Annotated in this window: 20 protein-coding genes; 11 read left to right on the top strand and 9 right to left on the bottom strand. The window is 63.4% G+C overall.

Annotated elements, in window-relative coordinates; all coding sequences use genetic code 11:
- The first annotated feature begins 79 nt into the window (after positions 1–79).
- The 3 genes from AC0L2Y_RS01030 to AC0L2Y_RS01020 all read left to right on the top strand — a co-directional run bounded on the left by AC0L2Y_RS01030 (position 80) and on the right by AC0L2Y_RS01020 (position 4,560).
- Complete coding sequence (locus AC0L2Y_RS01030; RefSeq protein WP_473553141.1) at positions 80–2,449, top strand: DUF1989 domain-containing protein; 2,370 nt, start codon at positions 80–82, stop codon at positions 2,447–2,449.
- Between the two features lie 55 nt (positions 2,450–2,504).
- Entirely contained in the window at positions 2,505–2,705 is a 201-nt protein-coding gene (locus AC0L2Y_RS01025; protein ID WP_473553139.1) for a hypothetical protein, read from the top strand.
- Positions 2,706–2,850: 145 nt separating this feature from the next.
- Positions 2,851–4,560 carry an APC family permease gene (locus AC0L2Y_RS01020; RefSeq protein WP_473553136.1) on the top strand — a complete coding sequence of 570 codons (1,710 nt, stop codon included), beginning with the start codon at positions 2,851–2,853 and terminating at the stop codon, positions 4,558–4,560.
- A gap of 212 nt (positions 4,561–4,772) precedes the next feature.
- Here the strand turns inward: AC0L2Y_RS01020 and AC0L2Y_RS01015 are convergent, their stop codons facing one another.
- The 6 genes from AC0L2Y_RS01015 to AC0L2Y_RS00990 form a co-directional block, all read right to left on the bottom strand.
- Positions 4,773–6,266 (bottom strand): aldehyde dehydrogenase family protein, encoded by a 1,494-nt coding sequence (locus AC0L2Y_RS01015; protein WP_473553134.1) that lies wholly within the window; start codon positions 6,264–6,266, stop codon positions 4,773–4,775.
- Between the two features lie 325 nt (positions 6,267–6,591).
- Positions 6,592–9,726 (bottom strand): efflux RND transporter permease subunit, encoded by a 3,135-nt coding sequence (locus tag AC0L2Y_RS01010; protein WP_473553132.1) that lies wholly within the window; start codon positions 9,724–9,726, stop codon positions 6,592–6,594.
- Between the two features lie 206 nt (positions 9,727–9,932).
- Entirely contained in the window at positions 9,933–11,081 is a 1,149-nt protein-coding gene (locus tag AC0L2Y_RS01005; protein WP_473553130.1) for an efflux RND transporter periplasmic adaptor subunit, read from the bottom strand.
- 62 nt (positions 11,082–11,143) lie between these two features.
- A complete protein-coding gene (locus tag AC0L2Y_RS01000) occupies positions 11,144–11,752 on the bottom strand; it encodes a TetR/AcrR family transcriptional regulator (RefSeq protein WP_352489486.1) in 609 nt (202 codons plus the stop codon).
- A 245-nt stretch (positions 11,753–11,997) separates the two neighbouring features.
- Positions 11,998–13,638 (bottom strand): acyl-CoA synthetase, encoded by a 1,641-nt coding sequence (locus AC0L2Y_RS00995; protein WP_473553128.1) that lies wholly within the window; start codon positions 13,636–13,638, stop codon positions 11,998–12,000.
- A 103-nt stretch (positions 13,639–13,741) separates the two neighbouring features.
- Entirely contained in the window at positions 13,742–13,984 is a 243-nt protein-coding gene (locus AC0L2Y_RS00990) for a type II toxin-antitoxin system ParD family antitoxin (RefSeq protein ID WP_473553126.1), read from the bottom strand.
- A 147-nt stretch (positions 13,985–14,131) separates the two neighbouring features.
- On the opposite strand from AC0L2Y_RS00990, the gene AC0L2Y_RS00985 reads away from it, so the two are divergent.
- Together AC0L2Y_RS00985 and AC0L2Y_RS00980 are read left to right on the top strand one after the other, a co-directional pair.
- Entirely contained in the window at positions 14,132–15,097 is a 966-nt protein-coding gene (locus tag AC0L2Y_RS00985; protein WP_473553124.1) for a sugar-binding transcriptional regulator, read from the top strand.
- Between the two features lie 84 nt (positions 15,098–15,181).
- Positions 15,182–17,236 (top strand): bifunctional aldolase/short-chain dehydrogenase, encoded by a 2,055-nt coding sequence (locus AC0L2Y_RS00980; protein WP_473553121.1) that lies wholly within the window; start codon positions 15,182–15,184, stop codon positions 17,234–17,236.
- A 69-nt stretch (positions 17,237–17,305) separates the two neighbouring features.
- On the opposite strand, the gene AC0L2Y_RS00975 is transcribed toward AC0L2Y_RS00980, so the two are convergent.
- The 3 genes from AC0L2Y_RS00975 to AC0L2Y_RS00965 form a co-directional block, all read right to left on the bottom strand.
- Entirely contained in the window at positions 17,306–18,361 is a 1,056-nt protein-coding gene (locus tag AC0L2Y_RS00975) for a substrate-binding domain-containing protein (protein WP_473553118.1), read from the bottom strand.
- Positions 18,362–18,406: 45 nt separating this feature from the next.
- On the bottom strand, positions 18,407–19,402 hold the full coding sequence (locus AC0L2Y_RS00970; RefSeq protein WP_352466051.1) for an ABC transporter permease: 996 nt from the start codon (positions 19,400–19,402) through the stop codon (positions 18,407–18,409).
- A gap of 83 nt (positions 19,403–19,485) precedes the next feature.
- The gene (locus AC0L2Y_RS00965; RefSeq protein ID WP_473553116.1) at positions 19,486–20,997 is read right to left on the bottom strand and encodes a sugar ABC transporter ATP-binding protein; all 1,512 of its coding nucleotides are present in this window, start codon (positions 20,995–20,997) and stop codon (positions 19,486–19,488) included.
- Between the two features lie 135 nt (positions 20,998–21,132).
- Here AC0L2Y_RS00965 and mtnK point away from each other — a divergent pair, with 135 nt between their 5' ends.
- The 6 genes from mtnK to AC0L2Y_RS00935 all read left to right on the top strand — a co-directional run bounded on the left by mtnK (position 21,133) and on the right by AC0L2Y_RS00935 (position 26,883).
- Positions 21,133–22,404 carry an S-methyl-5-thioribose kinase gene (gene mtnK / locus AC0L2Y_RS00960; protein ID WP_473553114.1) on the top strand — a complete coding sequence of 424 codons (1,272 nt, stop codon included), beginning with the start codon at positions 21,133–21,135 and terminating at the stop codon, positions 22,402–22,404.
- On the top strand, positions 22,401–23,495 hold the full coding sequence (mtnA, locus tag AC0L2Y_RS00955; RefSeq protein ID WP_473553112.1) for an S-methyl-5-thioribose-1-phosphate isomerase: 1,095 nt from the start codon (positions 22,401–22,403) through the stop codon (positions 23,493–23,495). Before mtnK ends, mtnA begins: the two co-directional genes overlap by 4 nt.
- A 181-nt stretch (positions 23,496–23,676) precedes the next feature.
- Positions 23,677–24,561: a helix-turn-helix domain-containing protein gene (locus tag AC0L2Y_RS00950; RefSeq protein WP_473553670.1), complete on the top strand. Its 885-nt coding sequence runs from the start codon at positions 23,677–23,679 to the stop codon at positions 24,559–24,561.
- Positions 24,562–24,691: 130 nt separating this feature from the next.
- Entirely contained in the window at positions 24,692–25,351 is a 660-nt protein-coding gene (locus AC0L2Y_RS00945; protein WP_473553109.1) for a 2Fe-2S iron-sulfur cluster-binding protein, read from the top strand.
- Positions 25,352–25,354: 3 nt separating this feature from the next.
- Complete coding sequence (locus AC0L2Y_RS00940; protein WP_473553107.1) at positions 25,355–26,341, top strand: FAD binding domain-containing protein; 987 nt, start codon at positions 25,355–25,357, stop codon at positions 26,339–26,341.
- Between the two features lie 71 nt (positions 26,342–26,412).
- Positions 26,413–26,883 carry a nuclear transport factor 2 family protein gene (locus AC0L2Y_RS00935; RefSeq protein WP_473553105.1) on the top strand — a complete coding sequence of 157 codons (471 nt, stop codon included), beginning with the start codon at positions 26,413–26,415 and terminating at the stop codon, positions 26,881–26,883.
- Positions 26,884–26,975: the final 92 nt, after the last annotated feature.

The raw sequence follows: 26,975 nt of genomic DNA, 5'->3' as shown, positions 1-26,975 counted from the left end.
TCCGGCTCTTCTGCCCTATTCTTCCCGCTAAAATAATTTCACACACAGGCAAACTTGTTTCTCGGACCACAGGGTTGAGATGAGCCAGTCGCCCTACCCCGTAATCGCCGCCGGACCGCCGCGGCCGAGCCTGATCTTGCGGCCAGGCCAGATTGCGCTGCCGGCCGGGATGGAGCGCCATTCGGTTCAGGGCAATGGCGCGGTGCTGATCGAGGTCGAGGCCGGCGATACGATCAGCGTGCGCAACGTCGAAGGTGGGCAGGCCTGCGAGCTGCTGGCATGGGATAGCGGCGGCGCGACCGATCCCGGCATTTTTGGCGAGAAATCGAACAGCAATGCCGCCGGCATCAAGGCGCTGCTGGCCGAGGGCGACGATAGCCTCGCTTCGTTGCGCCGGGGGCTCAAGCGACGCCAGGTGCGGCTCGACCAGGCAAAGGCGGTTCGCGTCTTCGGCGGCGCCACCCCTGCCGGTACCGAACAAGCGTTTACCGTCGCCCGCGATGGGTCGATGGTGATTGCGGCGCCCGGTGGTCCGATGCTGGTCGACGGCCACGACACCGCGACGCCGCTCAGCGTCATCGTACGGCGCGCCACCATCCGCCCGGCGGCGAAATCCAGGCTTGCCGACCCGCTGGCCGATCCCGTGCTCGACCTGCGCGTCCATTCGGCGACGGCGGAGGCCTATTTCGTCAAAGCCGGCGACTATCTGCAGATCATCGATGTCGACGGGCGCCAATGTACAGATTTCCAGTGCTTTTCGGCGCGCAAGTTGGACAAGGGACGCGATCATCCGCTCGACGTGACGACGACGCGCACGCTGATGGGTTCGAGCTATCCAATGCCCGGCCTGCATTCGAAATATTATGACCAGGACATGGAGCCGCTGGTCGAGGTTATCCAGGACACTTGCGGCCGGCACGATGCATTCGCGCTCGCCTGCGCGGCCAAATATTACGACGACATCGGCTACCCCGGCCATCCCAACTGCTCGGAGAATTTCAACCGGGCGCTAGCCGACAAGGGTGTGACGCCCCGCGCCGGCTGGATGGCGATCAACTTCTTCTTCAACACGGCGATCGACGCGCATGGCGTCGTGGTTTCCGACGAGCCGTGGTCGCGGCCGGGCGACTATGTGCTGCTGCGCGCCTTGACCGACATCGTCTGCGTCTCGTCCGCCTGCCCCGACGATACGACGCCGGCCAATGGCTGGAACCTGACCGACATCCATGTGCGAACATATTCCGGCCAGCACAAATTCTCGCGAGCGATCGCCAGACGCATGACGCCCGATTCGGAACCGAAAATGACCCGCGAGACCGCCTTTCATTCGAGCTTTGCCAAGCACACCCGCAACTTCGTCGAGTACAAGGGCTATTGGCTGGCCAATTCCTTCGCCAGGCAAGGGCCGATCGACGAATACTGGGCCTGCCGGCAGGACGCCGTGATCATGGACCTGTCGCCGCTGCGCAAGTTCGAGGTCACCGGGCCGGACTCGGAAGCGCTGCTGCAATACACGCTGACCCGCGACATCAAGAAGCTCGGCGTCGGCCAGGTCGTCTATTCCGCCATGTGCTACGAGCATGGCGGCATGATCGACGACGGCACGCTGCTTCGGCTCGGCAAGGATAATTTCCGCTGGGTCGGCGGCGACGATCTATCCGGCGAATGGCTGCGAGAAACGGCGCAAAAACTCGGCCTCACCGTGCTGGTCCGCTCGTCGACCGACCAGATGCACAACGTCGCCGTGCAGGGACCGAAAAGCCGCGACATCCTCAGAGAGATCATCTGGACCTCGCCGCTGCAGCCGTCGATCGACGAGCTCGAATGGTTCCGTTTCGCGGTCGCCCGCATCGACGGCGGCAACGGCATTCCGGTCGTGGTTTCGCGCACCGGTTACACCGGCGAGCTCGGCTACGAGATCTGGTGCCATCCGCGCGACGCCGAAAAGGTGTTCGACGCGATCTGGCAGGCCGGCCAGCCGCACGGCCTGAAGCCGATGGGGCTGCAGGCGCTGGATATGGTGCGTATCGAGGCCGGGCTGATCTTTGCCGGCTACGAGTTTTCCGACCAGACCGATCCGTTCGAGGCCGGCATCGGCTTCACCGTGCCGCTGAAGACCAAAAGTGACGATTTCATCGGCCGCGAGGCGCTGATCCGGCGCAAGGAAAACCCGCAGAAGAAGCTGGTCGGCCTCGACATCGAAGCCAATGTCGCGGTCGGCCACGGCGATTGCGTGCATGTCGGCCGGGCCCAGATCGGCGTCGTCACCTCCGGCATGCGCTCGCCGGTGCTGAACAAGACCATCGCGCTGGCCAGGCTCGACGTCGCGCATTCGGCGATCGGCACCGAGGTCGAGATCGGCAAGCTCGACGGCCACAGCAAGCGGCTGCCGGCGCGCGTCGTCGCCTTTGCCCATTACGACCCGCAAAAGACCAGACCGCGCTCCTGATCGACGCTGCCTGGTTCTTCCCTTCTCCCCTTCTTCCCTTGTGGGAGAAGGTGGATTGGCGCGCAGCGCCAAGACGGTTCAGGGGTGCTGGACGAAGTGCGGTTTTGCCAAGCTGGAACACCCCTCATCGACCGAGCTACGCTCGGCCACCTTCTCCACAAGGGGAGAAGGAAAGACCGCACCTGTTGGCAGCGCCAACGAAGCTCGCCTGTTTCACAAGCGCAATGTGCATAGCGTCACAAAGCGCTTGACGTGAAAGCGCGTTGGGTCAATCTTCACTGCTAAGAAAAAAATACTACTGAGCGGAAAACGCCTGGGCCGGTCAACGTGAGCGTCGATGACGCCTCGCGGGATTGCGGCTGTTGCCGATGGGGAACATCAAAAATGGGGAATCCACGTAAATGAGCACGATAGTCACCACCCTGGTGCCGCCTGCCGAAGGGCAGCTGCACCGGAACATCGATTGGCGCGGCGCCTTCTGGGTGGCAAGCGGCGTTCCGGCCCTTGTCCTGTTTTCGATCGGCGGCATTGCCGGCACCACCGGAACGCTGGCCTTCCTGATCTGGACGGTATCCATGATGATGGGCTTCCTGCAGTCCTTCACCTATGCGGAAATCGCCGGGCTGTTCCCGAACAAATCCGGCGGCGCCTCGGTATACGGCGCCACTGCCTGGCTGCGTTACTCCAAATTCATCGCGCCGCTTTCGGTGTGGTGCAACTGGTTCGCCTGGTCGCCGGTGCTGTCGCTCGGCTGCTCGATCGCCGCCGCCTATATCCTCAACGCACTGGCGCCGGTGCCGCTGTTCACCGACACCTCGCCGGAAGTCGCCGCCTATATCGCGGCCCATGCTGGAACCAGCGCCGCCGACGCCATCACCGCAGTCACCGCGGCGGCGACGCCGGCGATCCGCAGCTGGACGCTCTACGGCCACACGCTTGGCCCGGTTTCCTTCACCTTCAACGCCACCTTCTTCATCGGTGCGGTGCTGATGCTGATCATCTTTTCGATCCAGCATCGCGGCATCCTGGGCACGGCCAATGTGCAGAAATATATCGGCCTGCTGGTTATCATCCCGATGCTGATCGTCGGCGTGGTGCCGATCGTCACCGGCCAGATCAACTGGACAAACTTCTCGCCGCTGGTGCCGCTTGCGGCAGCCTATGCGCCGGAGCCCGGTGCGTGGAACATCGCCGGCTGGACGCTGGTGCTCGGCGGCATGTTCATCGCGGCATGGTCGACCTACGGTTTCGAGACCGCCGTCTGCTACACCTCCGAGTTCAAGAACCCCGGCACCGATACCTTCAAGGCGATCTTCTACTCCGGCCTGTTATGCATGCTGCTGTTCATCCTGGTGCCATTCACCTTCCAGGGCGTGCTCGGCTTGAACGGTATGCTGGCGACGCCGATCGTCGACGGCTCCGGCGTTGCCGATGCGCTGGCCGGCATGGTCGGCGGCGGACAGCTGATCCACAGCCTGCTGGTCATGCTGATGATCCTGGCGCTGGTGCTCTGCATCATGACGGCGATGGCCGGCTCTTCGCGCACGCTCTACCAGGGTTCGGTCGACGGCTGGCTGCCGCGCTACCTCAGCCACGTCAACGAGCATGGTGCGCCGACGCGGGCGATGTGGACCGACCTGATCTTCAACCTGATTGTGCTGGCCATCGCTTCGGCCGACGCGACGAGCTTCTTCTTCATCCTGGCGGTGTCGAATTGCGGCTACATCATCTTCAACTTCCTCAACCTCAATGCCGGCTGGATCCACCGCATCGACAATGGCCACATTGCGCGGCCATGGAAGGCGCCGAGCTGGCTGCTCGGCCTCGGCGCGATCCTTGCCTATGTCAACGCGGTCTTCATGGGCGCCGGCGCCAAGGTCTGGAACCCGATGGCATTGTGGGCCGGGCTGATCACTGCAGCCTTGATCATCCCGGTGTTCTGCTTCCGGCATTACATCCAGGACAAGGGCAAGTTCCCCGACCATATGCTGGCCGATCTCGGCATGAGCTCGTCCGACCTTACGGTGCGAAAGGCAGGCATGCTGCCCTATCTGACGCTGGTCGCCGGCGTCGCGGTGATGCTGCTCGCCAACTGGCTGTTCGTCATCTGAGGCTTGCCTTGAGGGATCGGGTGCGCCATGCGCCCGATCCCCTGCCGGAACATCGAGACGCCCGGCACGTCGATTATTTGAGGCATAGCCCTATTTTGTTCTTGCTTTGTGCCGGCAGCTATGCTACTAATTTGGTTATGGTGCTAACTGGCTCCAAAAGACCCGCCCCTCCAGGGCGGGTTTTTCGTTTCTGACCCTGTTTGGCGCAAGGCTCAGTCGATCTTGATGAACACGCCCTTGGTGTTGAGATACTCGTCGAGGTGCTCGGCGCCGCCCTCGCGGCCGTAACCGCTCATCTTGTAGCCGCCGAACGGCACGGCCGGATCGATGGCGTGATAGGTGTTGATCCAGACCGAGCCGGCGCGGATCTTGCGCGACAGCTGGTGGGCGGTGGCGAGATTTTGGGTGAAGACCCCTGCAGCCAGGCCGTAGGGCGTGTTGTTGGCCCGCTCGACCGCCTCGTCCAACGTGTCGAACGGCAAGGCTGAAATCACCGGCCCGAAGATCTCCTCGCGGGCGATCTTCATCTCGTCCGAGACGTCGGCAAAGACAGTCGGAGCGACGAAATTGCCGGCGGCAAGCGCGCCTTCCACAAGCCGGGTGCCTCCGGTGACGAGTTTCGCCCCTTCCGCGGTGCCGGCTTCGAGGTAACCAGTGACCCGCTGCAGCTGCTTTTCGGAGACCAGCGGACCGATCTCGGTCGCCGGGTCGATGCCGTCGCCGACCCTGAGACCCTTGGCATATGCCGCGAGCCGCTCGACGAACTCGTCATGGACGGCGCGTTCGACAAACAGGCGCGAACCGGCAATGCAGATCTGGCCGGAATTGGCAAACACCGACATCGCCGCCACCGGCACCGCTTTGTCGAGATCGGCATCGGCGCAGACGATGACCGGCGATTTGCCGCCGAGCTCCAGCGAGACGCGCTTGAGATTGCCGGCCGAGGCCCGCACGATCGACTGGCCGGTTGCCGTCGAGCCGGTGAAGACGATCTTGTCGACGCCCATATGCTCGGCGAGTGCCGCGCCCGCCTCCGCGCCGGTGCCGGTGACAATGTTGACGACGCCGTCCGGCACGCCGGCCTCGTTCATGATGTCGGCGATCAAAAGTGGCGTCAGCGGCGCCTCTTCCGACGGTTTCAGCACGATGGTGCAGCCGGTCGCCAGCGCCGGGCCGATCTTCCAGATCGACGCTGCCGTCGGTGCGTTCCACGGGATGATGGCGCCGACGACGCCGACCGGCTCCTTGCGGGTGAAGGAGACGATTTCGCCGGGCAGCGAGTTTTCGATCGTCTCGCCGTGCAGCGCCGTCGCCATGCCTGCATAATAGCGCAGCATGCCGATGACGCGGTTGCGATTGGCGCGGGTGCGCACGATCGGCATACCCATGTCGGTGGTGTCGGAGAGGCTGATCTCTTCCCAGTGCTTTTCGAAGAGGTCGGCGATCCTCAGCAGCAGCACCTGCCGCTCATAAGGCTTGAACCGGCTCCACGGGCCCTCGAACGCATTGCGGGCAGCAGTCACCGCCAAGTCGACGTCCTGGCGGTCGCCGCGCGGCACCGTGGCGATGGCCGCGCCGGTGGCGGGGTTGCGGCTCTCCATGGTCCGGCCGGAGCGGGCATCGACCCAGCCACCGCCGACGAACATCTGGCGATGGCGCCCGTCGATCGGCAGCCGCAGCGGTGCCTTTGTCTGAGCCATGGTCATGACGGTCCTCCAACCAAGCACGCTAGTCTCTGTTGGGTGATCTGTAACGAATTTGTTGGTATCGCCAAGAGGCGTGATCGGTATCACGCCAAGTGGAATCGCTTCAGACCAATTGTCGATCTCGGCGCCGCCCCTCATCGCCCTGCCGGGCACTTCTCCCCGTATAGAGACGGGGAGAAGGGGCTGGCCGCAACCTCAGTGCCCTTTTGCAGCGCTGGACATTGGCGAAATCCTGGCGAGGCGTCCTTCTCCCCGTCACTATACGGGGAGAAGATGCCGGCAGGCAGATGAGGGGCGGCGCCAACCTGCGCGATTGCCTCGACCGCTATTCGGCCGCCAGGGCCAGTTGCGGCCTTTCGTTCTTTTCTTCCGTCTCGGCCGCCTGCTCCACCACCTTCTTGGGCTCCCTGCCGAAGAACAGCGCATAGGCTGCCGGCAGGACAAGGATGGTCAGCACCGTGGCGACCAGGATGCCGCCCATCATGGCATAGGCGAGCGGCCCCCAGAAGACGCCGCGCGAGATCGGGATCAGCGCCAGCACCGCGGTCAACGCCGTCAGCACGATCGGCCGGAACCGGCGGACCGCCGAGCCGATGATGGCCTCGGAGCGCTCCACGCCGGCGGCGATGTCCTGGTCGATCTGGTCGACCAGGATGATCGAGTTGCGCATGATGATGCCGAGCAGGGCGATGACGCCGAGGATGGCGACGAAGCCGAACGGCGCGCCGCTGATCAAAAGTGCCGCCGCCGCGCCAATGATGCCGAGCGGACCGGTCGCCAGCACCAGCATCGCCTTGCCGAAGTGCTGCAGCTGGATCATCAGCAGCACGACGATGACGGCCAGCATGATCGGCGCTTTCGCCGCGATCGAGGCCTGGCTTTCGGCCGCATCCTCGGCGCCGCCCTGGATCTCGATCTTGTAGCCGGGGGCGAGGCCGGCGCGCAGGCCCTGCATGTCGCTGTACATCTTCATGGCGACATCGTTCGGCTGCACGCCGTCCGGAAGCGTGGCGCGTACGCTGATGGTCGGCAAGCGGTCGCGCCGCCATTCAACGCCTTGCTCCAGCACCGGGACGATCTTGGCGACCTGCGACAGCGGCACGGAGCCACCGAAATCGGTCGGGATATAGACGGAGTCGACCGCCGACAGCAGGTGACGGCTTGCCTCCGGTTCGCGGGCGACGATCGAAACCGTCTCCTCGCCGTCGCGGAAGTCATCGAGCGGTGCTCCCGACATGCTTGCCTGCAGCATCTGGCGGATGCGCTGCGAGGTGACGCCGAGCGCACGGGCGCGATCCTGGTCGATCACCAGCTTCATCGCCGGGACCGGCTCCAGCCAGTCGTCGTGGATGGCGCCGAGCAGCGGATTTGCCTGGAACTTCGCCTTCACCTCGTCGGCGATGCGGCGCACCTCCTGGCGATCCGGACCCATGACGCGCATCTGCACCGGCCAGCCGGTCGGCGGACCGAGGAACAGGCGATCGACCTTGGCGCGGATCGATGGGAAATCCTCGGCCAGGATGGTGCGCAGCTTGACGATCAGCCGCTCGCGGGCCGGTTCGTCATTGGCCATCACCAGAAGCTGGGCGAAGTTCGGATTGCGAAGCTGTTGGTCGAGCGGCAGGAAGAAGCGCGGCGCGCCTTCGCCGATATAGGTGGCGATGAAGCGCTTGTCCTTGTCGTCCATCATCCTGGCTTCGAGCGCCTTGGCCTGCGTCTCGACCTCCTTGATGCTGGTGCCTTCCGGCAGCCAGAGATCGACGAGGATTTCCGGACGCGACGATTGCGGGAAGAAATTCTGCGGGATGAACTGGAACGCCCACAGGCTGGTGGCAAAGGTCATCAGTGTCATCACCAGGACGATGATGCGATGGCGCACCGCCCATGCCACCGTCGAGCGAAGACGGCGGTAGAAGCTGGTGTCGAAGACATCGTGATGGTTGCCGGCGTGCTTGCGCTGCTTAAGGATCATGTGGCCGAGCCACGGCGTGAAGTAGACCGCGGCAAACCAGGACACGATCAGCGCGATGCCGACGACGTAAAACAGGGTGCGCACATATTCGCCGGCGGTCGAGGCAGCGAAACCGACGGGGATGAAGCCGGCTGTGGTGATCAGCGTGCCGGTCAGCATCGGGAAGGCGGTCGAGGAGTAGGCGAAGCTCGCCGCTTCGACCTTGACCAATCCTTCCTCGAGCTTTCGCTCCATCATTTCGACGACGATCATCGCGTCGTCGACCAAGAGGCCAAGGGCGATGATCAGCGCACCGAGCGAAATGCGCTGCAGGTCGATGCCGAGCTCGTACATGATGGCAAACGTAGCCGCCAGGACCAGCGGAATGACGATCGCGATCACCAGGCCCGAACGCCAGCCGATCGACAGGAACGAGACGAAAAGCACGATCAGCAGCGCTTCGCCGAGCGCTTCCATGAATTCGCTCACCGCCTCTTTCACGACGTGCGGCTGGTCGGAAATCTGATTGACCGAAACGCCATAGGGCAGCGCCTCTTCGAAGCGCTTATAGGTCGCTTCGACGTCCTTGCCGACGTCGGTGACGTTGAAGCCCTTGGCCATGACGACGCCGAGCTGGACGCTGTCGTGACCGTTGAAACGGTATTTGCGCTGGTACGGATCCTCGAGGCCGGAGGTCACGGTGGCGATGTCGCCGAGGCGCGTTACCTGGTTGCCGGCGCGCAGGCGAAGCTCGCGGATGTCGGCCGCCCTGGTGACGTCGCCCTCGACCGAAATGCGCACCGAACGCTGGCCGGTGTCGACCGAACCTGCCGGGTCGACATTGTTCTGGCCTCGGATCGCATTCTGCAGGTCGGTCAGCGTCAGGCCGCGTTCGGCAAGCGCCTTGGATGAAACGTCGATGTAGAGTTTTTCCGGCTGGTCGCCGATGATCACGGCCTTCTCGACGCCAGGCGTCGTCAGCAGCATGTCACGCGCCTGGATGGCGAATTTCTTCAGCTCGGGATAGCTGTAGCCGTCGCCGCTGATCGAATGCAGGGTGATGAAAGTATCGCCGAATTCGTCGTTGAAGTAGGGCCCGAGCAGCCCCTGCGGCAGCTCATTGGCGATATCGCCGACCTTCTTGCGCACCTGATAGAAAGCATCGGCGACCTGCGCGGGATTGGTGTCGCCCTTGACCTGCAAGGTGATGATGGCGCTGCCGGCGCGGGTGTAGGAGCGGACGAAATCGAGATGCGGCGTTTCCTGCAGCTTGCGCTCGATCTTGTTGACGACCTGGTCCTCCATCTCCTTGATCGAGGAGCCTGGCCAGATCGCCTGGACGACCATGACGCGGAAGGTGAAATCGGGGTCTTCCTTCTGGCCCATGCGCATCAGGCCGAGCGCACCGGCGACGATGATCAGACCGAACAGGAAGCGGGCAATGCTCGGATGGCCGATTGCCCAGCGCGAAAGATTGAAAGACCGCTTTTCATTGGTGTCGATGGTCATCGGCGTCAGTCCATTTCAATTTGATCAACAGAGCACGCGCTTGGCATGCCCACGGAACTTCCGATGTGGGCTTCCGGACGGCGAGGCCTTACCGAGTTGAGAGATCTACATCGCGGTGGGACGCGAGCATCGACGTGGGGGTTACATCGACCTGAGATCTCGACAATCGGGCGCCTGCCGCCCGGAAACCGTGAATTGCCTGGCCGTCAGCGCAAGCGCCTTGCAGCGTCATCGGCCGATGCCGACTGTTGCGCTGCATCACCGGTCAGCTTGACTTTCAGATTCTCGGTCATGAACTGCGTGCCGGCGGCGACGACCACGTCGCCCGGCTTCAGCCCGTCGGCGACACTGACGCCGTCGGGGGTGAAGGCGGCGACCTTGACCGGATGCGCATGGACGGTCCCGCCATTGCGGTCGACTGTCCAGACGATCGATTGGCTGTCCTTTTGCGCCAACGCGGCCAGCGGGATCGACACCAGCTGCTGCCGGTTGTCCGCCGCGGCTTCGATGGAGGCGGTCATGCCCAGCAGCACGCGCGGATCGTTGGGCAGGCTGACGCGAACGGCAAATGTGCGCGATTGCGGATCGGCGCTGCCAGCGACTTCGCGGACCTTGCCGTCAAGCGTCAGCGCCTCATCGGACCAGAAGCCCGCCTTGACGGTCTTGCCCGGCTTGAATTCGGCGATATCGGTTTCCGGAACGGCGATCAGGACTTCCTTCTCGCCGTCGATGGCAACGGTCACCACCGGCGTGCCGGAGCCGACCACCTGGCCGACATCGGCGGCAACGGCAGTGACGATGCCGTTCTTGTCCGCCTTGAGATCGGTATAGCGGACCTGGTTCTGGGCCTGGGCAAGCTGCGAGCGGGCGGAATCGCGCGTGGCGACCGCCTGGTTATAGGCGAGCGTCGCCTGCTCGAGCTGCGACTTCGGCGCGAAATTCTTGGCGTAGAGCTGTTCGGCGCGCTTGCGCGTCAGCTCGACTGTCTCGACCTGACGGTCGGCGGCATCGAGGCTGGCCTGAGCGCTTCTCACCGAAAGTTCGTAGTCGGTGGGATCGATGCGGGCGAGAACGTCGCCCGGCTTGACGCGGTCACCGATGTCGACAAGGCGCTCGGTGATCTTGCCGTTGATGCGAAAGCCGAGATTCATCTCGGTGCGGGCACGCACCGATCCGGAATAGGAAAGCTGCCGGGTATCGCTCGCCTTGGCGATCTCGACCACCTTGACCGGGCGGATGATCTCGGTGACCTCGGCTTTCTCCTGCGAGCAGCCGGCGAGGCCGAGAGCGGCAATGACAATCAGCGCCAGGCCGGCGGCCGGTCGCCTGTAGGTGATGGACTTGGACAAAGACACTTTTCGTACTCCCGAACTGTGGGGATGAATTGCCGGTATCACCGCCCGACGGGCGGCAACGGTCATTTCTTCAAGGCTCTGATGGCAAACTCTGTCAGCTCGTCCGGCGTCGCCCGGTTCTTCTTGGCGAGGCACTGGGCCATCATCTGCGGATGGCAGAGGCTGATGATGGCAGCGCCGAAGCACCGGGAAGCGATCACCGGATCCTGATCGATGAACTCGCCGGTGGCGATGCCCTCGCGGATCACTTCCGCGACCAGTTCATGGATGCTGTCGATGTGCTTTTCGATGACGTGCCAGTCGCGCTCGATGGCGACGATGACCATCTCGTGCACCTTCTCCTGGTCGATCATGGTCTCGAGCGTCCACTGATAGTGCGTATGCACATAGCGGCGGAGTTTTTCGCTGGCCGTGCCGGGGCCATGGCAGGCTTCGTAGGTCAACCGATAGCAGGTCTCGAGCATACGGCCGCAAACCGCTTGGTGGATTTCGACCTTGGAGGCGAAGAAGCGATAGATGTTGGCAGTCGACATGCCGAGTTCGCGCGCTATGTCGGCGACGTTGGTCTTGCCGTAGCCGTAGTGGCGGAACAGTCGCTCCGCGCAATCCAGGATGCGCGTGACATTTTCCTGGCGGGCAGAATCGGCGGTGGTGTCTAGGGTTTCAAGCATCTCGTTGGCCAATTTACGAATGACGAATTTAGAATTTCGTCACTCGTAAATTGAAAACCATCACCTGTCAAGGCGCGATTTTCGCCAGCCGGTGCCCTTGATGACAGATGGTGACATCTCTGGACGGAGTTGGCCCATGAAACGCATGTGGTTTCCGCCGGGCGCGCCTGCAAGCCGCCCGTCTTTTTTTTGCGAAGGATCTTGAAAAGATGCTTTCCGAAATCGGTTCCGTTTCGGATCAGGCGTTAAGGCTGCTTTGCCATCTCCCGCAGCCGGAACTTCTGGATCTTGCCCGTCGAAGTCTTCGGGATTTCCGCGAAGATCACCGCTTTCGGCACCTTGAAGCGGGCGAGCAGCGCGCGGCAGTGCCCGATGATTTCGGCCTCGGTCGCCGCCTTGCCCGGCTTCAGCTCGACATAGGCGACCGGCACCTCGCCCCATTTGTCGTCGGATCGGGCGACAACGCCGCAAGAGGCGACGGCGGGATGCTTGTAGAGCGCCTCCTCGACCTCGATCGAGGAGATGTTTTCGCCGCCGGAGATGATGATGTCCTTGGAGCGGTCCTTGAGCTGGATGTAGCCGTCCGGATGCATGACGCCGAGGTCGCCCGAATGGAACCAGCCCCCGGCAAAGGCCTCGTCGCTCGCCTTGCGGTTTTTCAGATAGCCCTTCATGACGATATTGCCGCGGAACATCACCTCGCCGATCGTCTCGCCGTCGGCCGGCGTCTCTTGCATCGTCTGCGGGTCCATCACCGTCAGGCCTTCGAGCGCAGCATAGCGTACGCCTTGCCTGGCCTTCTTCGCCGCCCTTGCCCCTTTCTCCAGTCGGTCCCACTCGCCATGCCATTCGTTGACGACGGCCGGGCCATAGGTTTCGGTCAGGCCGTAGAGATGGGTGACGGCAAAGCCCGCATCGGCCATGCCCGACAGCACCGCCTCGGGCGGCGGCGCCGCGGCGGTATTGAAGGTGACGGTCTGCGGGAATTGCCGCTTGTCCTCGTCCCTGGCGTTGATCAGCACCGACATGACGATGGGTGCACCGCACAGATGGGTGACGCCGTGATCGGCTATGGCGTCGTAGATCGGCTTCGGCCGCACCCAACGCAGGCAGACATGCGTGCCGGCCTGCACGGCAAGCGTCCAGGGAAAGCACCAGCCGTTGCAGTGGAACATCGGCAACGTCCACAGATAGACCGGGTGCTTGCTCATCCCGGCATGGATGGTGTTGGCATAGGCCATCAGTGCCGCACCGCGATGGTGACAGACGACGCCCTTCGGATTGCCTGTCGTGCCGGAGGTGTAGTTGAGCGAGATAGCATCCCATTCATCGTCCGGCATCGACCAGGCGAAATCCTCGTCGCCGTCGGCAACAAACGCCTCATAGTCCAGCGTGCCGATCCGCTCCCCCTTGGGATAGGGCGCATCGGCGGCATAGTCGGGATCGTCGTAATCGATCAACAGCGGCCTGACCTTGGCCAGCGTCAGCGCTTGCCGAACCACGCCGGCGAATTCGCGGTCGACGATCAGCACCTTGCTTTCGGCGTGATCGAGCTGGAAGGCAATGACGGCGGCGTCGAGGCGGGTGTTGAGCGAGTGCAGCACCGCCTTGGTCATCGGCACGCCGAAATGCGCTTCCAGCATCGGCGGTGTGTTGGACAGCATGACGGTGACGGTGTCGCCCTTGCCGATACCGCGCTTCGCCAGCGCCGAGGCAAGCCTCAGCGAGCGCTTCCAGAAATCGCGATAGGTCGTACGCTGGCGGCCATGGATGATGGCGGTCTGGTCGGGAAAGGTTTTTGCCGCCCGCTCAAAATAGGTCAGCGGCGTCAGCGGCTGATGGTTGGCCGGGTTTCGATCGAGGTCCTGTTCGTAGGAATTGCCCATCCAGTCCTCCCCAAATGGGTTATTAGGCCTTCTTACCACCTGGCTTTGAACACGGTGTAGGATTTGTGCATCGCCGACGGCAGCATGCGCAGCCGTGGCACCCCTAAAAGCCTTGTTTTGCGAGCTGCTTGGCCTTGGCTTCCAAGGCATCAATATCCTGCTCGGTGGCTTCGCCGCCTTCAGCAAACGATTTGTCTATCATGATACGCAGCGCCTTCAGCTTTTCTTCGCGCTCTTCGACAAGGCGCAGGCCCTCGCGCACAACTTCGCTGGCAGAACCGTAGCGGCCGCGTTTGACAATATTGGACACGAAGGTTTCCCATCGCTCTCCCAACGATACGTTCATTCTCGGATCTCCTGTCTGATCAAATGGTACCGCAATAACAATAAATGTGCAATTACTGACATCGGCAATGCTCCCATGCCATATCATGCCTCCTCACTCAATTTGACTTTTGTCGAGAGCCGTGAATAATGTCAGCGAGGAGATGGCATGGCGATCCGACCGGCAGAACAGCTTATCCACAAGGCCGCCTGGCTTTACTACGCACACGGCCTGCGCCAGGACCAGGTGGCCAGCCAGCTCAAGATTTCCCGTGCCTCGGTGGCGATGTATCTGCGCAAGGCGCGCGAGACCGGCATCGTCAACATCTCGACCTCGACCCAGCTTTTCACCGACGACGTGCTGGCGCGCAAGCTGGAAGACGCGCTGAAGCTCGACGCGGTCTGGATCGCGCCGGAAAACGGCTATGTCGCCGACCCCTCGACCGACATTGCCGTGCTGGCGGCAAGCGTCTTTCTCGAGCTGGTCAGGAAGGGCGACCGCATCGGCGTCGCCTGGGGACGGACGATCTACACCATCGCCGACATCATGTCCTATGCCGATCTGCAGGACGTCACCGTGGTGCAGCTCTGCGGCAATCTGGGCGCCCCCTATTCGTACCGGCCGGACCAATGTACGATGGAAATCGCACGCCGGCTCAATGCCAAGGGGCTGAATTTTTACGCGCCGCTGGTGCTGACGACGGAAGAATTGGCACGCGGCCTGCGCGCCGAGCCGGTGATCCGCGAGCAGTTGTCGGGCATCGGCGAATGCGACCTGGCGCTGTATTCGGTAGGCTCGGTGGACACCGACAGCCATCTGGTCAAATGCGGCGCGCTGACGCCAAGCGAAATGGCTGTATTGCGCAAAGTGGGTGCGGCCGGCGTCATTGCCGGACAGATCATCGACGCCCACGGCCAGGCGCTCGACTGCAGCTACAACCGCCGACTGATTTCGGCAGAGCTGTCATCGCTGCGCCAGATCGAAAAACGGCTTGTGGTAGTGCAGGAAGAGAGCAAGTTCGAACCGCTCGTCGCGGCGATCGCCGGCGGGCTCTGCACCCATCTCGTCGTCGGCGCGCGCATGGCGCGACGGCTGCTCGACAATGCCGGAGCGGCAGCAGAAAAGGTCGCCTGATAGTTAATTCCAGCCGCCGGTGCATTGTCATCAAAGCGTCGCGGCATTCCTGTTCACAACAAAGAGAAATCGGACGAAGCTGACATGAAGAACCTGTGGAATGACGGCGAGGCGGAGAAGCTGGTCGCCGACTATGCAAAGAAGGGTGTGGCCCGCGACCTGGCGCTGCGCGTCTACACGACCAGGCTGCTGGGCGGCGAGCCGCGGCTCGTCCTGCATGGCGGCGGCAACACCTCGTGCAAGACCAGGGCCACCGATCTTGTCGGCGACGAATGGGACGTGCTCTGCGTCAAGGGCAGCGGCTGGGACATGGGCGTCATCGAGCCGCAGGGCCTGCCGGCGGTCAAGCTCGGCGCGCTGTTGAAGGCGCGGTCGCTGAAGAAGCTCTCCGACGAGGACATGGTCGCGCTGCAGCGGGCGAACCTCATCGATCCGTCCTCGCCCAATCCCTCCGTCGAGACGCTGCTGCACGCCTTCCTGCCGCACAAATTCGTCGACCACACGCATTCGACCGCAATCCTCGCCATCGTCGACCAGGAGGACAGCGAGGCGCTGAGCCGGACGGTGTTCGGCGAAAAGATGGGCTTCGTTCCTTACATCATGCCGGGCTTCGATCTGGCGAAGGCGGCCGCTGATGTTTTCGACGCCGATCCGACGGTCGAAGGCCTGATCCTCGACAAGCATGGCATTTTCACCTTCGGCGACGATGCCAAGCAGGCCTACGACCGGATGATCCATTACGTGAACGTCGCCGAGGATTTCATCGCCAGCCACGGCAAGCCGCGCACCGAAAAGGTGGCACTGCCGGCCGGGCTGGCGAAGCCCGCGGAGATTGCGCCGATGCTACGCGGCGCGGTGGCGGTGGCACGCGGCGAAGGCCGCTTCGACCGCATGGTCAGCGATTTCCGCACCTCGGATGCGATCGTCGATTTCATCAATTCGGCGAAAATTGCCGACTATGCCGGGCGCGGCGTGTCGACACCCGACCTGTCGATCCGCATCAAGACCGGACCGATGGCACTGCCGGCGCCCGACGCTGACAAGGTCGGCGACTACAAATCCGTCATCCGACAGCATGTCGAGAAATTCGCCAAGGACTATCGCGCCTATTTCGAAACCAATGATGCGCTCGACGAAGTGAAGCGCACCATGCTCGACCCGATGCCGCGGCTGACGCTGGTGCCCGGCCTCGGCATGTTCGGCCACGGCCGCACGCTTAAGGATGCGAAGATTGCCTCCGACGTCGGCGAAATGTGGATCGAGGCGGTACGCGGCGCCGAAGCCGTCGGCGATTTCCGCCCGCTCTCCAAAGCCGACCTGTTCCCGCTCGAATACTGGTCGCTGGAACAGGCCAAACTCGCCGCCAACAAGCCGAAGCCGCTGACCGGCCAGGTGGTGCTGGTCACCGGCGGCGCCGGCGCGATCGGTGCTGCCACGGCAAAGCTGTTCGCCGACAACGGTGCCCATGCCGTCGTCGTCGATCTCGACGCGGCAAGGGCTGCCGAGGCGGCAAAAAAGGCCGGCAACGGTTCGATCGGCTTTGGCGCCGACATCACCGATCCGGCGCAGATGCGCGCTGCGTTCGACAAAGCGGTCGCCGTCTACGGCGGCCTCGACATTCTCGTCTCCAATGCCGGTGCTGCCTGGGAGGGCCGGATCGGCGAGCTCGACGACGCAACCTTGCGCAAGAGCTTCGAACTCAATTTCTTCGCCCATCAGTCGGCGGCGCAAAATGCCGTGCGCATCATGCTCGAGCAGGGCACCGGCGGCGTGCTGTTGTTCAACACCTCCAAGCAGGCGGTCAATCCGGGGCCGAAGTTCGGCGCTTATGGCATTCCCAAGGCGGCAACGCTGTTTTTGTCCAGGCAATATGCACTCGACTACGGCGCGCATGGCATCCGCTCCAATGCCGTCAACGCCGACCGCATCCGTTCGGGGCTGTTGACCGATGCCATGATCGCCAGCCGCTCGGGCGCGCGCGGCGTGTCGGAGAAGGAATATATGTCCGGCAACCTGCTCGGGCAGGAAGTAACGGCCGAAGACGTCGCTCAGGCCTTCCTGCATCAGGCGCTGGCCGAGCGGACCACCGCCGACGTGACGACGGTGGACGGTGGCAACATCGCGGCGGCGTTGAGGTAGATCTAAACACCGGACCAACAAAAAAGAGCGGCCCGCGAGCCGCTCTTTTCCTTTGCCGATAGTGAAAGACTACTTCGCGTTCGGGTTCGGCATCCAGGCCGGCATCGCGACATCGGCATGGGCGAACTGCGGCAGCTTGGCCGAGAGGTCCTCCATGTTCTTGATGTCCTTGTCGATCAGATCCTTTTGGGTGATCAGCGTCGGCGGCACGATGACGTTGTGGCCCGGGTCTTCGCCGGCCAGAAGCTGCGCCAGCGCGCGCACCGAGACCTGGCCGACGACGGCCGGGTTGGTGGCGGCGGTTGCCGCCCAGGCGCTGTCCGGCTCGCGCATCGCAGCGATGTCCGAGGTCGAGATGTCGGCCGAATAGATCTTGATGTCCTTGTTCAGTCCGGCCTCGTCGACGGCGATCTTCACGCCCTTGGCGAATTCGTCATAGGGCGCGAACATCACCTTGATGTCGGGGTGGGCCGACAACACCGAGCGGGCCTGGTTGGCGACCGAATTGGCGATCGGGTTGTCGAGCGTGCCGAACATGGCGGCTTCGTCGATGCCCGGATATTTCTTCTTGAACTCGACCCAGGTCTCGTTGCGGCGATCGAGCGGCGCGATGCCGGCGACATAGACATAGCCGGCCTTCCAGCTCTCGCCATTGTCCTTGACCGCCTGTTCGAGCGCCAGGCGCGCGAGGTCGCGGTCGGATTGCTCGATCTGCGGGATCTTGGGGTTTTCGACATTGACGTCGAAGGCAACGACCTTGATGCCGGCGTCGACCGCGCGCTGGGCGGCGTCCTTCATCGATTCCGTCAGTCCGTGCTGGATGATGATGCCCTGGACGCCGAGCGCGATGGCCTGGTCGACCATGTCCGCCTGAAGCGCCGCGTCCTGGCGGCTGTCGAGCACGCGCAGGTCGACGCCGAGCGCCTTGGCCTGCGCCTCGACGCCGGACAAATACGCCTGGAAGAAGTCGCCGGTCGAGAGATAGCGGACCAGCGCTATCTTGACGGCGCCCGGCTTGTCGAACGGCGCCGGCCTGTCCTGCGCCATTGCCGGCCACTGCATCAGCAATGTTGCGCCGGCAAGCCCGAGCGCTGCCTTCCCCAAAAGTCTTCTTGTGATGTTCACGTCGCTTCCTCCACTTGTTGAACCCAAAATGTAACCGGTCGAAACCTATCTCCTGCCCCTGCCGGACAGGGCGAAGGTAAAGACAAGGGCGACCACGAGAACCACGCCCTTGACGAAATCCTGCGTGTAGTAAGGCGCGTTCATCATCGTCAGGCCCTGCAGCAGCACGCCGACGAACACCGCGCCGACGGCCGTGCCGAAGGCGTTCGGCTTGGCGGCGCCGAGAACTGCGTAACCGATGAGTGCCGCAGCCACCGCGTCGAGCAACAGATTATTACCCGAGGCGATGTCGCCGCGTCCAAGCCGGGCGGCGAGCAAAATGCCGCCGATCGAGGCAAATACTCCCGAAATCACATAGGCCCAGATTTTGTATGCCTTGACAGGCGCGCCGGCGAGTTCGGCAGCGCGTTCGTTGCTGCCGACGGCGTACATCATGCGCCCGAAACGGGTGTATTCGAGAAAGAACCAGATCAGCACCGCCAGCACGAGCAGGACGACGACCGACACCGGAATGAGGTTCGGGATGAAGAAATCGAAGCGATGGCGACCAAGCGCCAGAAAGGCGGCGCCGAAGCTGCCGTTGGCGACCGAGCCGTCGGGCATGGTCATGCCGGTGGCGATCGAACGGCCCTCGGTCGGTATGCGCTGCAGGCCGACAAGCAGGAACATCATGCCGAGCGTCGCCAAGAGGTCCGGCACCCGCATATAGACGATCAGCCAGCCATTGATCAGGCCAACGACGGCGCCGATCACAAGACAGACGACGACCGCCACGACTGCGTTCTGCTCCAGCACCACCATGACATAGGCAGCCGCCATCATGGCGCTCGTGGCGACAGAGCCGATCGACAGGTCGAAGCCGCCGACGACCAGCGTGGCGGTGACGCCGAGCGCCAGAACGCCGGTGATGGCGACCGACTGGAAGATGAAGACAGCACTTTGCGGCGAGACGAAACCATCAGCGGCAACAGCGAAATAGGCGATCAGCCCGAACAACAGAACGATGAAGCCGTAGCGAATAGCATTGTCGCGCAGGATCATTCAGCGCTCCTGCCTGCTGGCAACGTCTTTACCCAACCTGAACTCATGCCCTCTCCATTCCAATTCTCGTCGTCTTCCCGCCGTCAGGCTGCGCTGTGCAACGGCCCGCCCGCCACTTCGGCCAGCAGACGCTCGACATCGACATCGGTATTGCGGTGCTCGCCGACGATCGTCTGCTCCGACATCACCAGGATGCGATCGGCCGTCTCCAGGGCTTCGTCGAGTTCGGTGACGAACAGCAGTGTCGCGCGGCCATGGGCGCTGGCCCGCAGCTTGGCGGCGATGTCGCGCCTGGCCGAAATGTCGACGCCCTGAAACGGCTCGTCGAGGATGAAAAGCCTTGCCGCCTGCGACATCCAGCGGGCGACCATCACCTTCTGCTGATTGCCGCCGGAAAGGGCGGACATCTCGTCCTTTTCCGAGCGGCAGACGATGCCGAGCTCCTGAATCTGCTGGCGGGCAATGGCGCGTTCGATACGGCGTTTGAGGACACCGAGACGCGACATGCGCCTGTGGAACGGCAGGCTGATATTCTCCTGGATGTTGAAGTCGCCGACGATGCCGTTTTCGCCCCGGTCCTTGGCGACGAGAAACACACCGGCGGCAATCGCTTCGCCGGTCGACCCCGGCGCATAGGGTTTCCCGTTCAGCATCATGGTGCCGGCCAGCGGCTGGCGCAGGCCGAACAGCGTCTCGGCGAGCGCGGTCTTGCCGACGCCGACAAGGCCGGTGATGGCAACGACCTCGCCATCGCCGAGCGTCAGCGAAATCGGCCTGGCGCCTTCGGCAATCCGTAGCGCGTCGGCAGTGAAAATTGCTTTGGCCGAATTCCTGGCGACGATCCGCTCGAGCTGGATCTTACGGCCGAGCATGGCGTTGACCGCACCTTCGTAATCCAGCGGCTTCTTGTCGAAGATACCTGAGATAACCCCATCGCGCATCGAAATGATGCGATCGGCAAGCCGCCTGATGTCAGACATACGGTGCGAAATGTAGAGGATCGCCACGCCTTGCTGGCGGAGCCGGTCGAGCAATGCGAACAGCCGGTCGGCCTCGGCGCTGGACAGCGAGGAGGTCGGCTCGTCGAGGATCAGCACTTTCGGCCGGTGCGCCATGGCGCGGGCGATCGCCACCATCTGGCGGTCGGCAAGCGAGAGATCGCTGATGCGGGCCTTGAGGTCGATGGCCAGTCCCATGCGGTCGGCCACCGCCTTGGCCTCGCGACGCACCCGGCCTGGATTGAACAGGGTCGGCACGCCGCTGCCGCTCAACCTGTCGAGGGTGAGATTGGTGGCGACGTCGAGGTCGGCGACGACACCGTCATTGATGTTCTGGTGGACGGTAACGACGCCGGCGCGGATCGCCTCCGCCGGCGTTTTCGGGTCGAACTCATGCCCGGCAAGCGACATCGAGCCGCCGCCATGGTCGTAAACGCCGCTGATGATCTTGACGAGGGTGGATTTGCCGGCGCCGTTGGCGCCCATCAGCACGGTCACTTCGCCGACATGCAATTCGAGCGAGACGCCGCCAAGCACCTCGATATGGCCAAAGGATTTCCTCAGGCCGTCGACGCGGAACACGGCATCATTGCCCATTCGTTCCTCCCTGACCGTGACGCTATGGGCTATATCGGCAATTGTCAACACGATTGACAATTGCCAGCGGGGTTCCTAGCTTGGCCCGGCCGCATTGGCTCCGCTATCATCGGAGCACATGAGCGGGAGGTGAGGATGACTGGGAAATCGCCGTTCGAAGCACTGTCGGTCGAGACACTGGCGGGCCGTCTCGGTGCCAACGAGCCCCTGTGTTCGCAGATCGGCAAGGATACGAGCCAGTGGAAGGTTCGTGAAGTCGGCGACGGCAATCTGAACCTTGTGTTCATCGTCGAGGGGGCTGAGGGTGCGGCCGTCGTCAAGCAGGCCCTGCCCTACGTCCGGCTGGTCGGCGACAGCTGGCCGCTGCCGTTGAAGCGTTCCTTCTTCGAATACCATGCGCTGACGCGGCAACAGGCGCGGGCGCCGGGTTCGGTGCCCGTTATATATCACTTCGACGAAGGCCAGGCGCTGATCATCATGGAGTATCTGTCGCCGCACATTATCTTGCGGCGGGCGCTGATCGAGGGCCGGCAATTGCCCAACATCGCGACAGACATCGGCCTATTCATGGCCCGCACGCTGTTTCGCGGCTCCGACCTGCATATGGCGACCAGGGATCGCAAGGCCGATCTGGCGCTGTTCGCCGACAATGTCGAACTCTGCGACATCACCGAGAACCTGGTTTTCTCGGATCCATATTTCGATGCCAAGATGAACCGGCACACCAGCCCACAGCTCGATGGCGTTGTCGCCGAGCTGCGTGCCGACCGCGACCTCAAGGTCGAGGCGCAGCGGATGAAGCACATCTTCGCTGCCAATGCCGAGACGCTGCTGCATGGCGACCTGCATTCCGGCTCGATCATGGTGACCGACGCCGAAACGCGGATGATCGATCCCGAATTCGCCTTCTACGGGCCGATCGCCTTCGACGTCGGCATGCTGCTCGCCAATTTCTGGATGGCGTACTTCTCGCAGAGCGGCCATGAACAGGGCGGAAGCCGCGATTCCATGCGCGACTATCTACTCGGCGTTACGGTCGAGACATGGTCGGTATTCCGCGCCGAGTTCTCGCAGCTGTGGCGGACGGAGCGTACCGGCATGCTCTACCAGAAGAGCCTGTTCGAAGATCAGGGCGACAGGCTTGGCGCCGAGCAGGCGCTCGACCACATGCTGCAGTCGATCTGGACCGATCTGCTCGGCTTTGCCGGCGTCGAGGTTCACCGGCGCATTCTCGGCCTTGCCCATAATGCTGATTTCGAGACCATTGCCGATCCGGATCTGCGCGCCAGATGTGAAGCAAAGGCGCTGAAATTCGGCCGTCACCTCGCCGTCAACCGGCGCCAGATCCACAGCATCGACGAGGTCAACCGGTTGGCCGCGCTGATCGAACGGGAGAGCAGGATTTGAACGTCGGCGACCGCCACTACCGCACCATCTGGCCGAGTGACGACGGGCGTTCGGTGGAGATCATCGACCAGCGCTGGCTGCCGCATGATTTCCGCATCGAAAAGATCGATACCGTCGCCGGCATCGCCACGGCAATCCGCGACATGTGGGTTCGCGGGGCGCCGCTGATCGGCGTCACCGCGGCCTATGGCGTCGCCATGCAGATGGCCGATGATCCGTCGGATGCGGCACTCGACGCCGTCTGGGCAACCTTGCACGAAACGCGCCCGACGGCGATCAATTTGCGCTGGGCGCTGAACGAAATGCAGCGCTTCCTGCTGACGCTTCCCCTGCCAGAACGTGCCGCGGCTGCATATCGGCGTGCCGGCGAGATCGCCGACGAGGATGTCGGCCTCAATCGCGCCATCGGCGCCCATGGGCTCGAAATCATCAAGGCGATCGCGGCGCGCAAGCAGCCGGGCGAACCGGTCAATATCCTGACCCACTGCAACGCCGGCTGGCTGGCCACGGTCGACTACGGCACCGCAACCGCGCCGATCTATCTGGCGACGGAAGCCGGCATTCCAGTCCATGTCTATGTCGACGAAACGCGACCCCGCAACCAGGGTGCCCAATTGACCGCCTGGGAGATGGCCGGCCACGGCGTGCCGCATACGCTGATCGTCGACAATGCCGGCGGCCATCTGATGCAGCGCGGCCAGATCGACATGGTCGTCGTCGGCACAGACAGGACCACCGCCGACGGCGATGTGTGCAACAAGATCGGTACCTATCTCAAGGCACTGGCGGCCCACGACAACGACGTGCCGTTCTATGTCGCGCTGCCGTCGCCGACGATCGACTGGACGGTGGGCGACGGGCTGGCCGAAATCCCGATCGAACAGCGCTCACCCGACGAGGTCTCGCTGGTCTGGGGCAAGACCGCTTCCGGCGAGATCGCCCAGGTACGCGTGTCACCGGAAGCCACGCCGGCGGCCAATCCGGCCTTCGACGTGACGCCGGCGCGGCTGGTCACCGGCTTGATCACCGAACGCGGTGTCGCCACGGCCTCGCGCGAAGGCCTGAAGGCGATGTTTCCCGAGCGCGGATAATCCGCTTTGCCGGGAGGGCGCTCTGGATTTGCCTGATCTCACGATTTCTTGAACACGGCACGGTTAAAAACGCCGGTTGCCTGTCCCACATAGACGGCCGTATGCGTAGCGGCGGGGCGGCGCCCAACGCTCGAAGCCGGGGCTGACCACGGGCCGGCGAGTGAACCAGCGGGATGCCGCGATGTCATTCAGACCGTTGCTTGGTGACGGACGGATTCGGAGCCAGGAGGAGAAGTCGGAGCCCCTGCAAACCGCGTCATGGGTCAGCTCCTCGATCGTTTTCGACAACCGGCGGTGGGCGTGCCGGGAGGCGGAGCTCCGCTGGACAGCCCCTCATCATCTGATCGTGCTGACCGAAGAAGGCGGCACGTCCCACACATCCATTCGGCACGGGGCACGATCCCTTTACGACGGAAGGGACCGTCCCGGAGCCCTCACCTTCGTCCCGGCAGGCGCGGAGCGACACGGCTTCTATCGAGATGTAAACCTCTCCTATTCAGCCCTGTGGATCGATCCCGATATCGGGCTTCCCGGATGCGAACGCCTGAGGAACCTGCCTATACTGGTAAACAAGAAAGACGCGGTCGTCGCCACGCTGCTGAGTTCGCTTCGTGACGAGATGGCACTCGGCCACAAGCCGGACACTGCCTATGTCGAGCATCTGGTCGCCCTCGTCAGTCTCCGCGTGGCCAACCTGAGCCGGGAGCAACAGCGGTTTGTACGTCACGGCTGTCTCAGCCGCCGGGCACTTGGTCGCGTTCGGAACTACATCGATACGCATATGAATTCCGACATTTCGCTAAGCGAGCTGGCAGCCGTCGCGGGCATGGCCGTCGACAGTTTTGCGCGTCGCTTCAAGGCGACGACCGGCCTTCCACCCTATGCCTATGTGATCGAGGAAAGGGTGCGGCAAGCGGAGGCGCTGCTGCGCGAGACGGGTTTGTCGATCGGTATCATTGCCTTTCGGCTCGGCTTCTCAAGCCAGAGCCACTTCACCACGACCTTCCGACGTCTGAGGGGCATGACGCCTCGTGCCTATCGGGTGAATTCTTCTCCAGAATCCTGATAGTGCCGCCGGTTTCTTGAAAGAAAGCCGCCGCCCGCACTCCCACCTCCAGTGTCGTTGGGTGACAGAACCCGAGGGTTCGCTCGGGTCAAGTTGCCGTCTGCGCTTCATTGCGACTGGGAGATCATGCATGGCCAAAACGGACAACACGAGCGGGCCGACGCGTCGGATGGTGTTGGAAGGCGGTGTTGCGACCGGGGTGCTCCTGGCTACCGGCATACCGGTTGACGCCGAGCCGGCCGAGACCGTCACGGCGGCGGCATCGGCCACGCCGGTACCGACGATGACGATGTCGTTGCGGATCAACGCCAAGGATCTTGCCATCGAGCTCGACCCGCGAACGACGCTGCTCGACGCCCTGCGCAACCATCTCGGCCTCACCGGCTCGAAGAAGGGCTGCGACCACGGCCAGTGCGGCGCATGCACGGTGCTTGTCGATGGACGCCGGATCAATTCCTGCCTGACGCTTGCCGCAATGCATGAAGGCGACGAGATCACCACGGTCGAGGGCCTTGCCGAGGGTGACCGGCTGCATCCGGTGCAGGCCGCCTTCATCGCCCGCGACGGTTTCCAGTGCGGCTACTGCACGCCAGGCCAGATCTGCTCGGCGGTTGGCATGCTGGGCGAGGCGCGGGCCGGCTGGCCAAGCCATGCGAGCGCCGACGTGGCAGCGGCTTCCGTCGCTCTCACAGATGCCGAGATCCGCGAGCGGATGAGCGGCAACATCTGCCGTTGTGCCGCGTATCCGAACATTGTCGCTGCAATCCGCGACGCGGCAGAGGAGGCATGAGCAATGCAGTCCTTCACTTATGAGCGTGCAACGAGTGCCGAGCAGGCGACCGCCGCGGTCGCGGCCCGGCCGGACGCCAGGTTCATCAGCGGCGGCACCAACCTGCTCGACCTGATGAAGCTCGAGATCGAGCGCCCAGCGCATCTCGTCGACATCAGCCGGCTGCCGCTTGATCGGATCGAGGAGACGGCGGAAGGCGGGCTTCGGGTCGGTGCCCAGGTCCGCAACAGCGATCTTGCCGCCGACCCGCGGGTGAGGTCGCGCTACCCGATGCTCACGCAAGCGCTGCTGGCGGGAGCGTCCGGCCAGATACGCAACAAGGCCTCGACCAGCGGCAATCTCCTGCAGCGCACGCGCTGCCCCTACTTCTACGACCGCAACATGCCCTGCAACAAGCGCCAGCCGGGTTCGGGCTGCGCGGCGCTTCAAGGCTTCAACCGAATGCACGCCGTACTCGGCGCGAGCGAAGCCTGCATCGCGGTCCATCCTTCGGACATGGCGGTCGCCATGTCTGGGCTCGACGCCAGGATCGAGACCGTCTCGCCCAGCGGCGAGACCCGCACGATCCCGATCGACGATTTCCATCGATTGCCCGAGACGATGCCCCATGTGGAGACCGTGCTCGGCCACGGCGAAATGGTCGTCGCGGTTGCCCTGCCGCCGCCACCGCCCGGCCGGCAGCTTTACCGGAAGGTGCGCGACCGTGCTTCCTACGCCTTCGCGCTGGTGTCGGTGGCAGCAATCGTCGAGAAAAGCGGCGATCGTATCCGAAGCGCTCGGATCACCATGGGCGGCGTGGCCGCGAAGCCCTGGCGCGCGACCGAGGCGGAGCGCACGCTCGCAGGAGCGTCGGCGTCCGACGCTGCCTTTACCAACGCGGCCGAAGTCGCACTCGCCGGAGCCGTCGGGCATGGCGGCAATGATTTCAAGATCCCGCTGGCGAAACGGACGATGCGGCACACAATCGCTGCTGCCGTCGAGAGTGCGTGAGGTGACACGATGACAGAGACGACGACCCCGAACAGCGGTTCCCGGATGCAGGCGCCGAGCAGGAGATCGATATGAAACTCACGCGACGCGCCGTTGCCGCCGCGGGTGGCGGCCTTTTTGTTTCTGCCGCCGCAGCTTGGGGCGCCACATCCGACCCGGGAGCTCGGCACGTGCTCGAGGCGGCCGTCGACGCCTTCTTTGCCGGCTGGGCCTCTGGCGACTGGATGGCATTCCTCGATTGTTGCGATGAGACGATGACCTTCCAATTCCCTGTCGGCGAGCAACGAGGCCGACACGGACCGCCAGAAGGCAAGCGGGCACTCGCAGCCTGGACCGCCGCGCATCAAGCGCAGGGAAACAGGATCACGAAATCGACCGTCGATCTCAAGCTCTTCGCGGCCGACTGGGTCATCGTCTGCGATCGCGGGAGCGGGACAATCAGTGGCGCGCCCTACACTGGCCTGCATGCGATCTTCATGCGGGCCGGCCCGACGGGGAGGCTGGTCGAGTTTCGCGAGTATTTCGGCGAGATCGCCGCGTGAGCTCCGGCCCGCCGCGCGACGAACATGGAGGTGCGAGGAGAGGCGTCGTCGCAGCCTCGATGCTTCCGAACTCCAAATGAAAATCTTTAGGT

Source organism: Mesorhizobium sp. WSM4830 (assembly GCF_055811495.1).
Note: the sequence above shows the minus strand (reverse complement) of the source record. Positions and strands in the feature narration are given on the sequence as shown.

Coding starts and splice junctions, on each gene's coding strand:
- AC0L2Y_RS01030 (WP_473553141.1), top strand. CDS start 80: ATGAGCCAGTCGCCCTACCCCGTAATCGCCGCCGGACCGCCGCGGCCG.
- AC0L2Y_RS01020 (WP_473553136.1), top strand. CDS start 2,851: ATGAGCACGATAGTCACCACCCTGGTGCCGCCTGCCGAAGGGCAGCTG.
- AC0L2Y_RS01015 (WP_473553134.1), bottom strand. CDS start 6,266: ATGACCATGGCTCAGACAAAGGCACCGCTGCGGCTGCCGATCGACGGG.
- AC0L2Y_RS01010 (WP_473553132.1), bottom strand. CDS start 9,726: ATGACCATCGACACCAATGAAAAGCGGTCTTTCAATCTTTCGCGCTGG.
- AC0L2Y_RS01000 (WP_352489486.1), bottom strand. CDS start 11,752: ATGCTTGAAACCCTAGACACCACCGCCGATTCTGCCCGCCAGGAAAAT.
- AC0L2Y_RS00995 (WP_473553128.1), bottom strand. CDS start 13,638: ATGGGCAATTCCTACGAACAGGACCTCGATCGAAACCCGGCCAACCAT.
- AC0L2Y_RS00990 (WP_473553126.1), bottom strand. CDS start 13,984: ATGAACGTATCGTTGGGAGAGCGATGGGAAACCTTCGTGTCCAATATT.
- AC0L2Y_RS00985 (WP_473553124.1), top strand. CDS start 14,132: ATGGCGATCCGACCGGCAGAACAGCTTATCCACAAGGCCGCCTGGCTT.
- AC0L2Y_RS00980 (WP_473553121.1), top strand. CDS start 15,182: ATGAAGAACCTGTGGAATGACGGCGAGGCGGAGAAGCTGGTCGCCGAC.
- AC0L2Y_RS00970 (WP_352466051.1), bottom strand. CDS start 19,402: ATGATCCTGCGCGACAATGCTATTCGCTACGGCTTCATCGTTCTGTTG.
- AC0L2Y_RS00965 (WP_473553116.1), bottom strand. CDS start 20,997: ATGGGCAATGATGCCGTGTTCCGCGTCGACGGCCTGAGGAAATCCTTT.
- mtnK (WP_473553114.1), top strand. CDS start 21,133: ATGACTGGGAAATCGCCGTTCGAAGCACTGTCGGTCGAGACACTGGCG.
- AC0L2Y_RS00950 (WP_473553670.1), top strand. CDS start 23,677: ATGTCATTCAGACCGTTGCTTGGTGACGGACGGATTCGGAGCCAGGAG.
- AC0L2Y_RS00945 (WP_473553109.1), top strand. CDS start 24,692: ATGGCCAAAACGGACAACACGAGCGGGCCGACGCGTCGGATGGTGTTG.
- AC0L2Y_RS00940 (WP_473553107.1), top strand. CDS start 25,355: ATGCAGTCCTTCACTTATGAGCGTGCAACGAGTGCCGAGCAGGCGACC.
- AC0L2Y_RS00935 (WP_473553105.1), top strand. CDS start 26,413: ATGAAACTCACGCGACGCGCCGTTGCCGCCGCGGGTGGCGGCCTTTTT.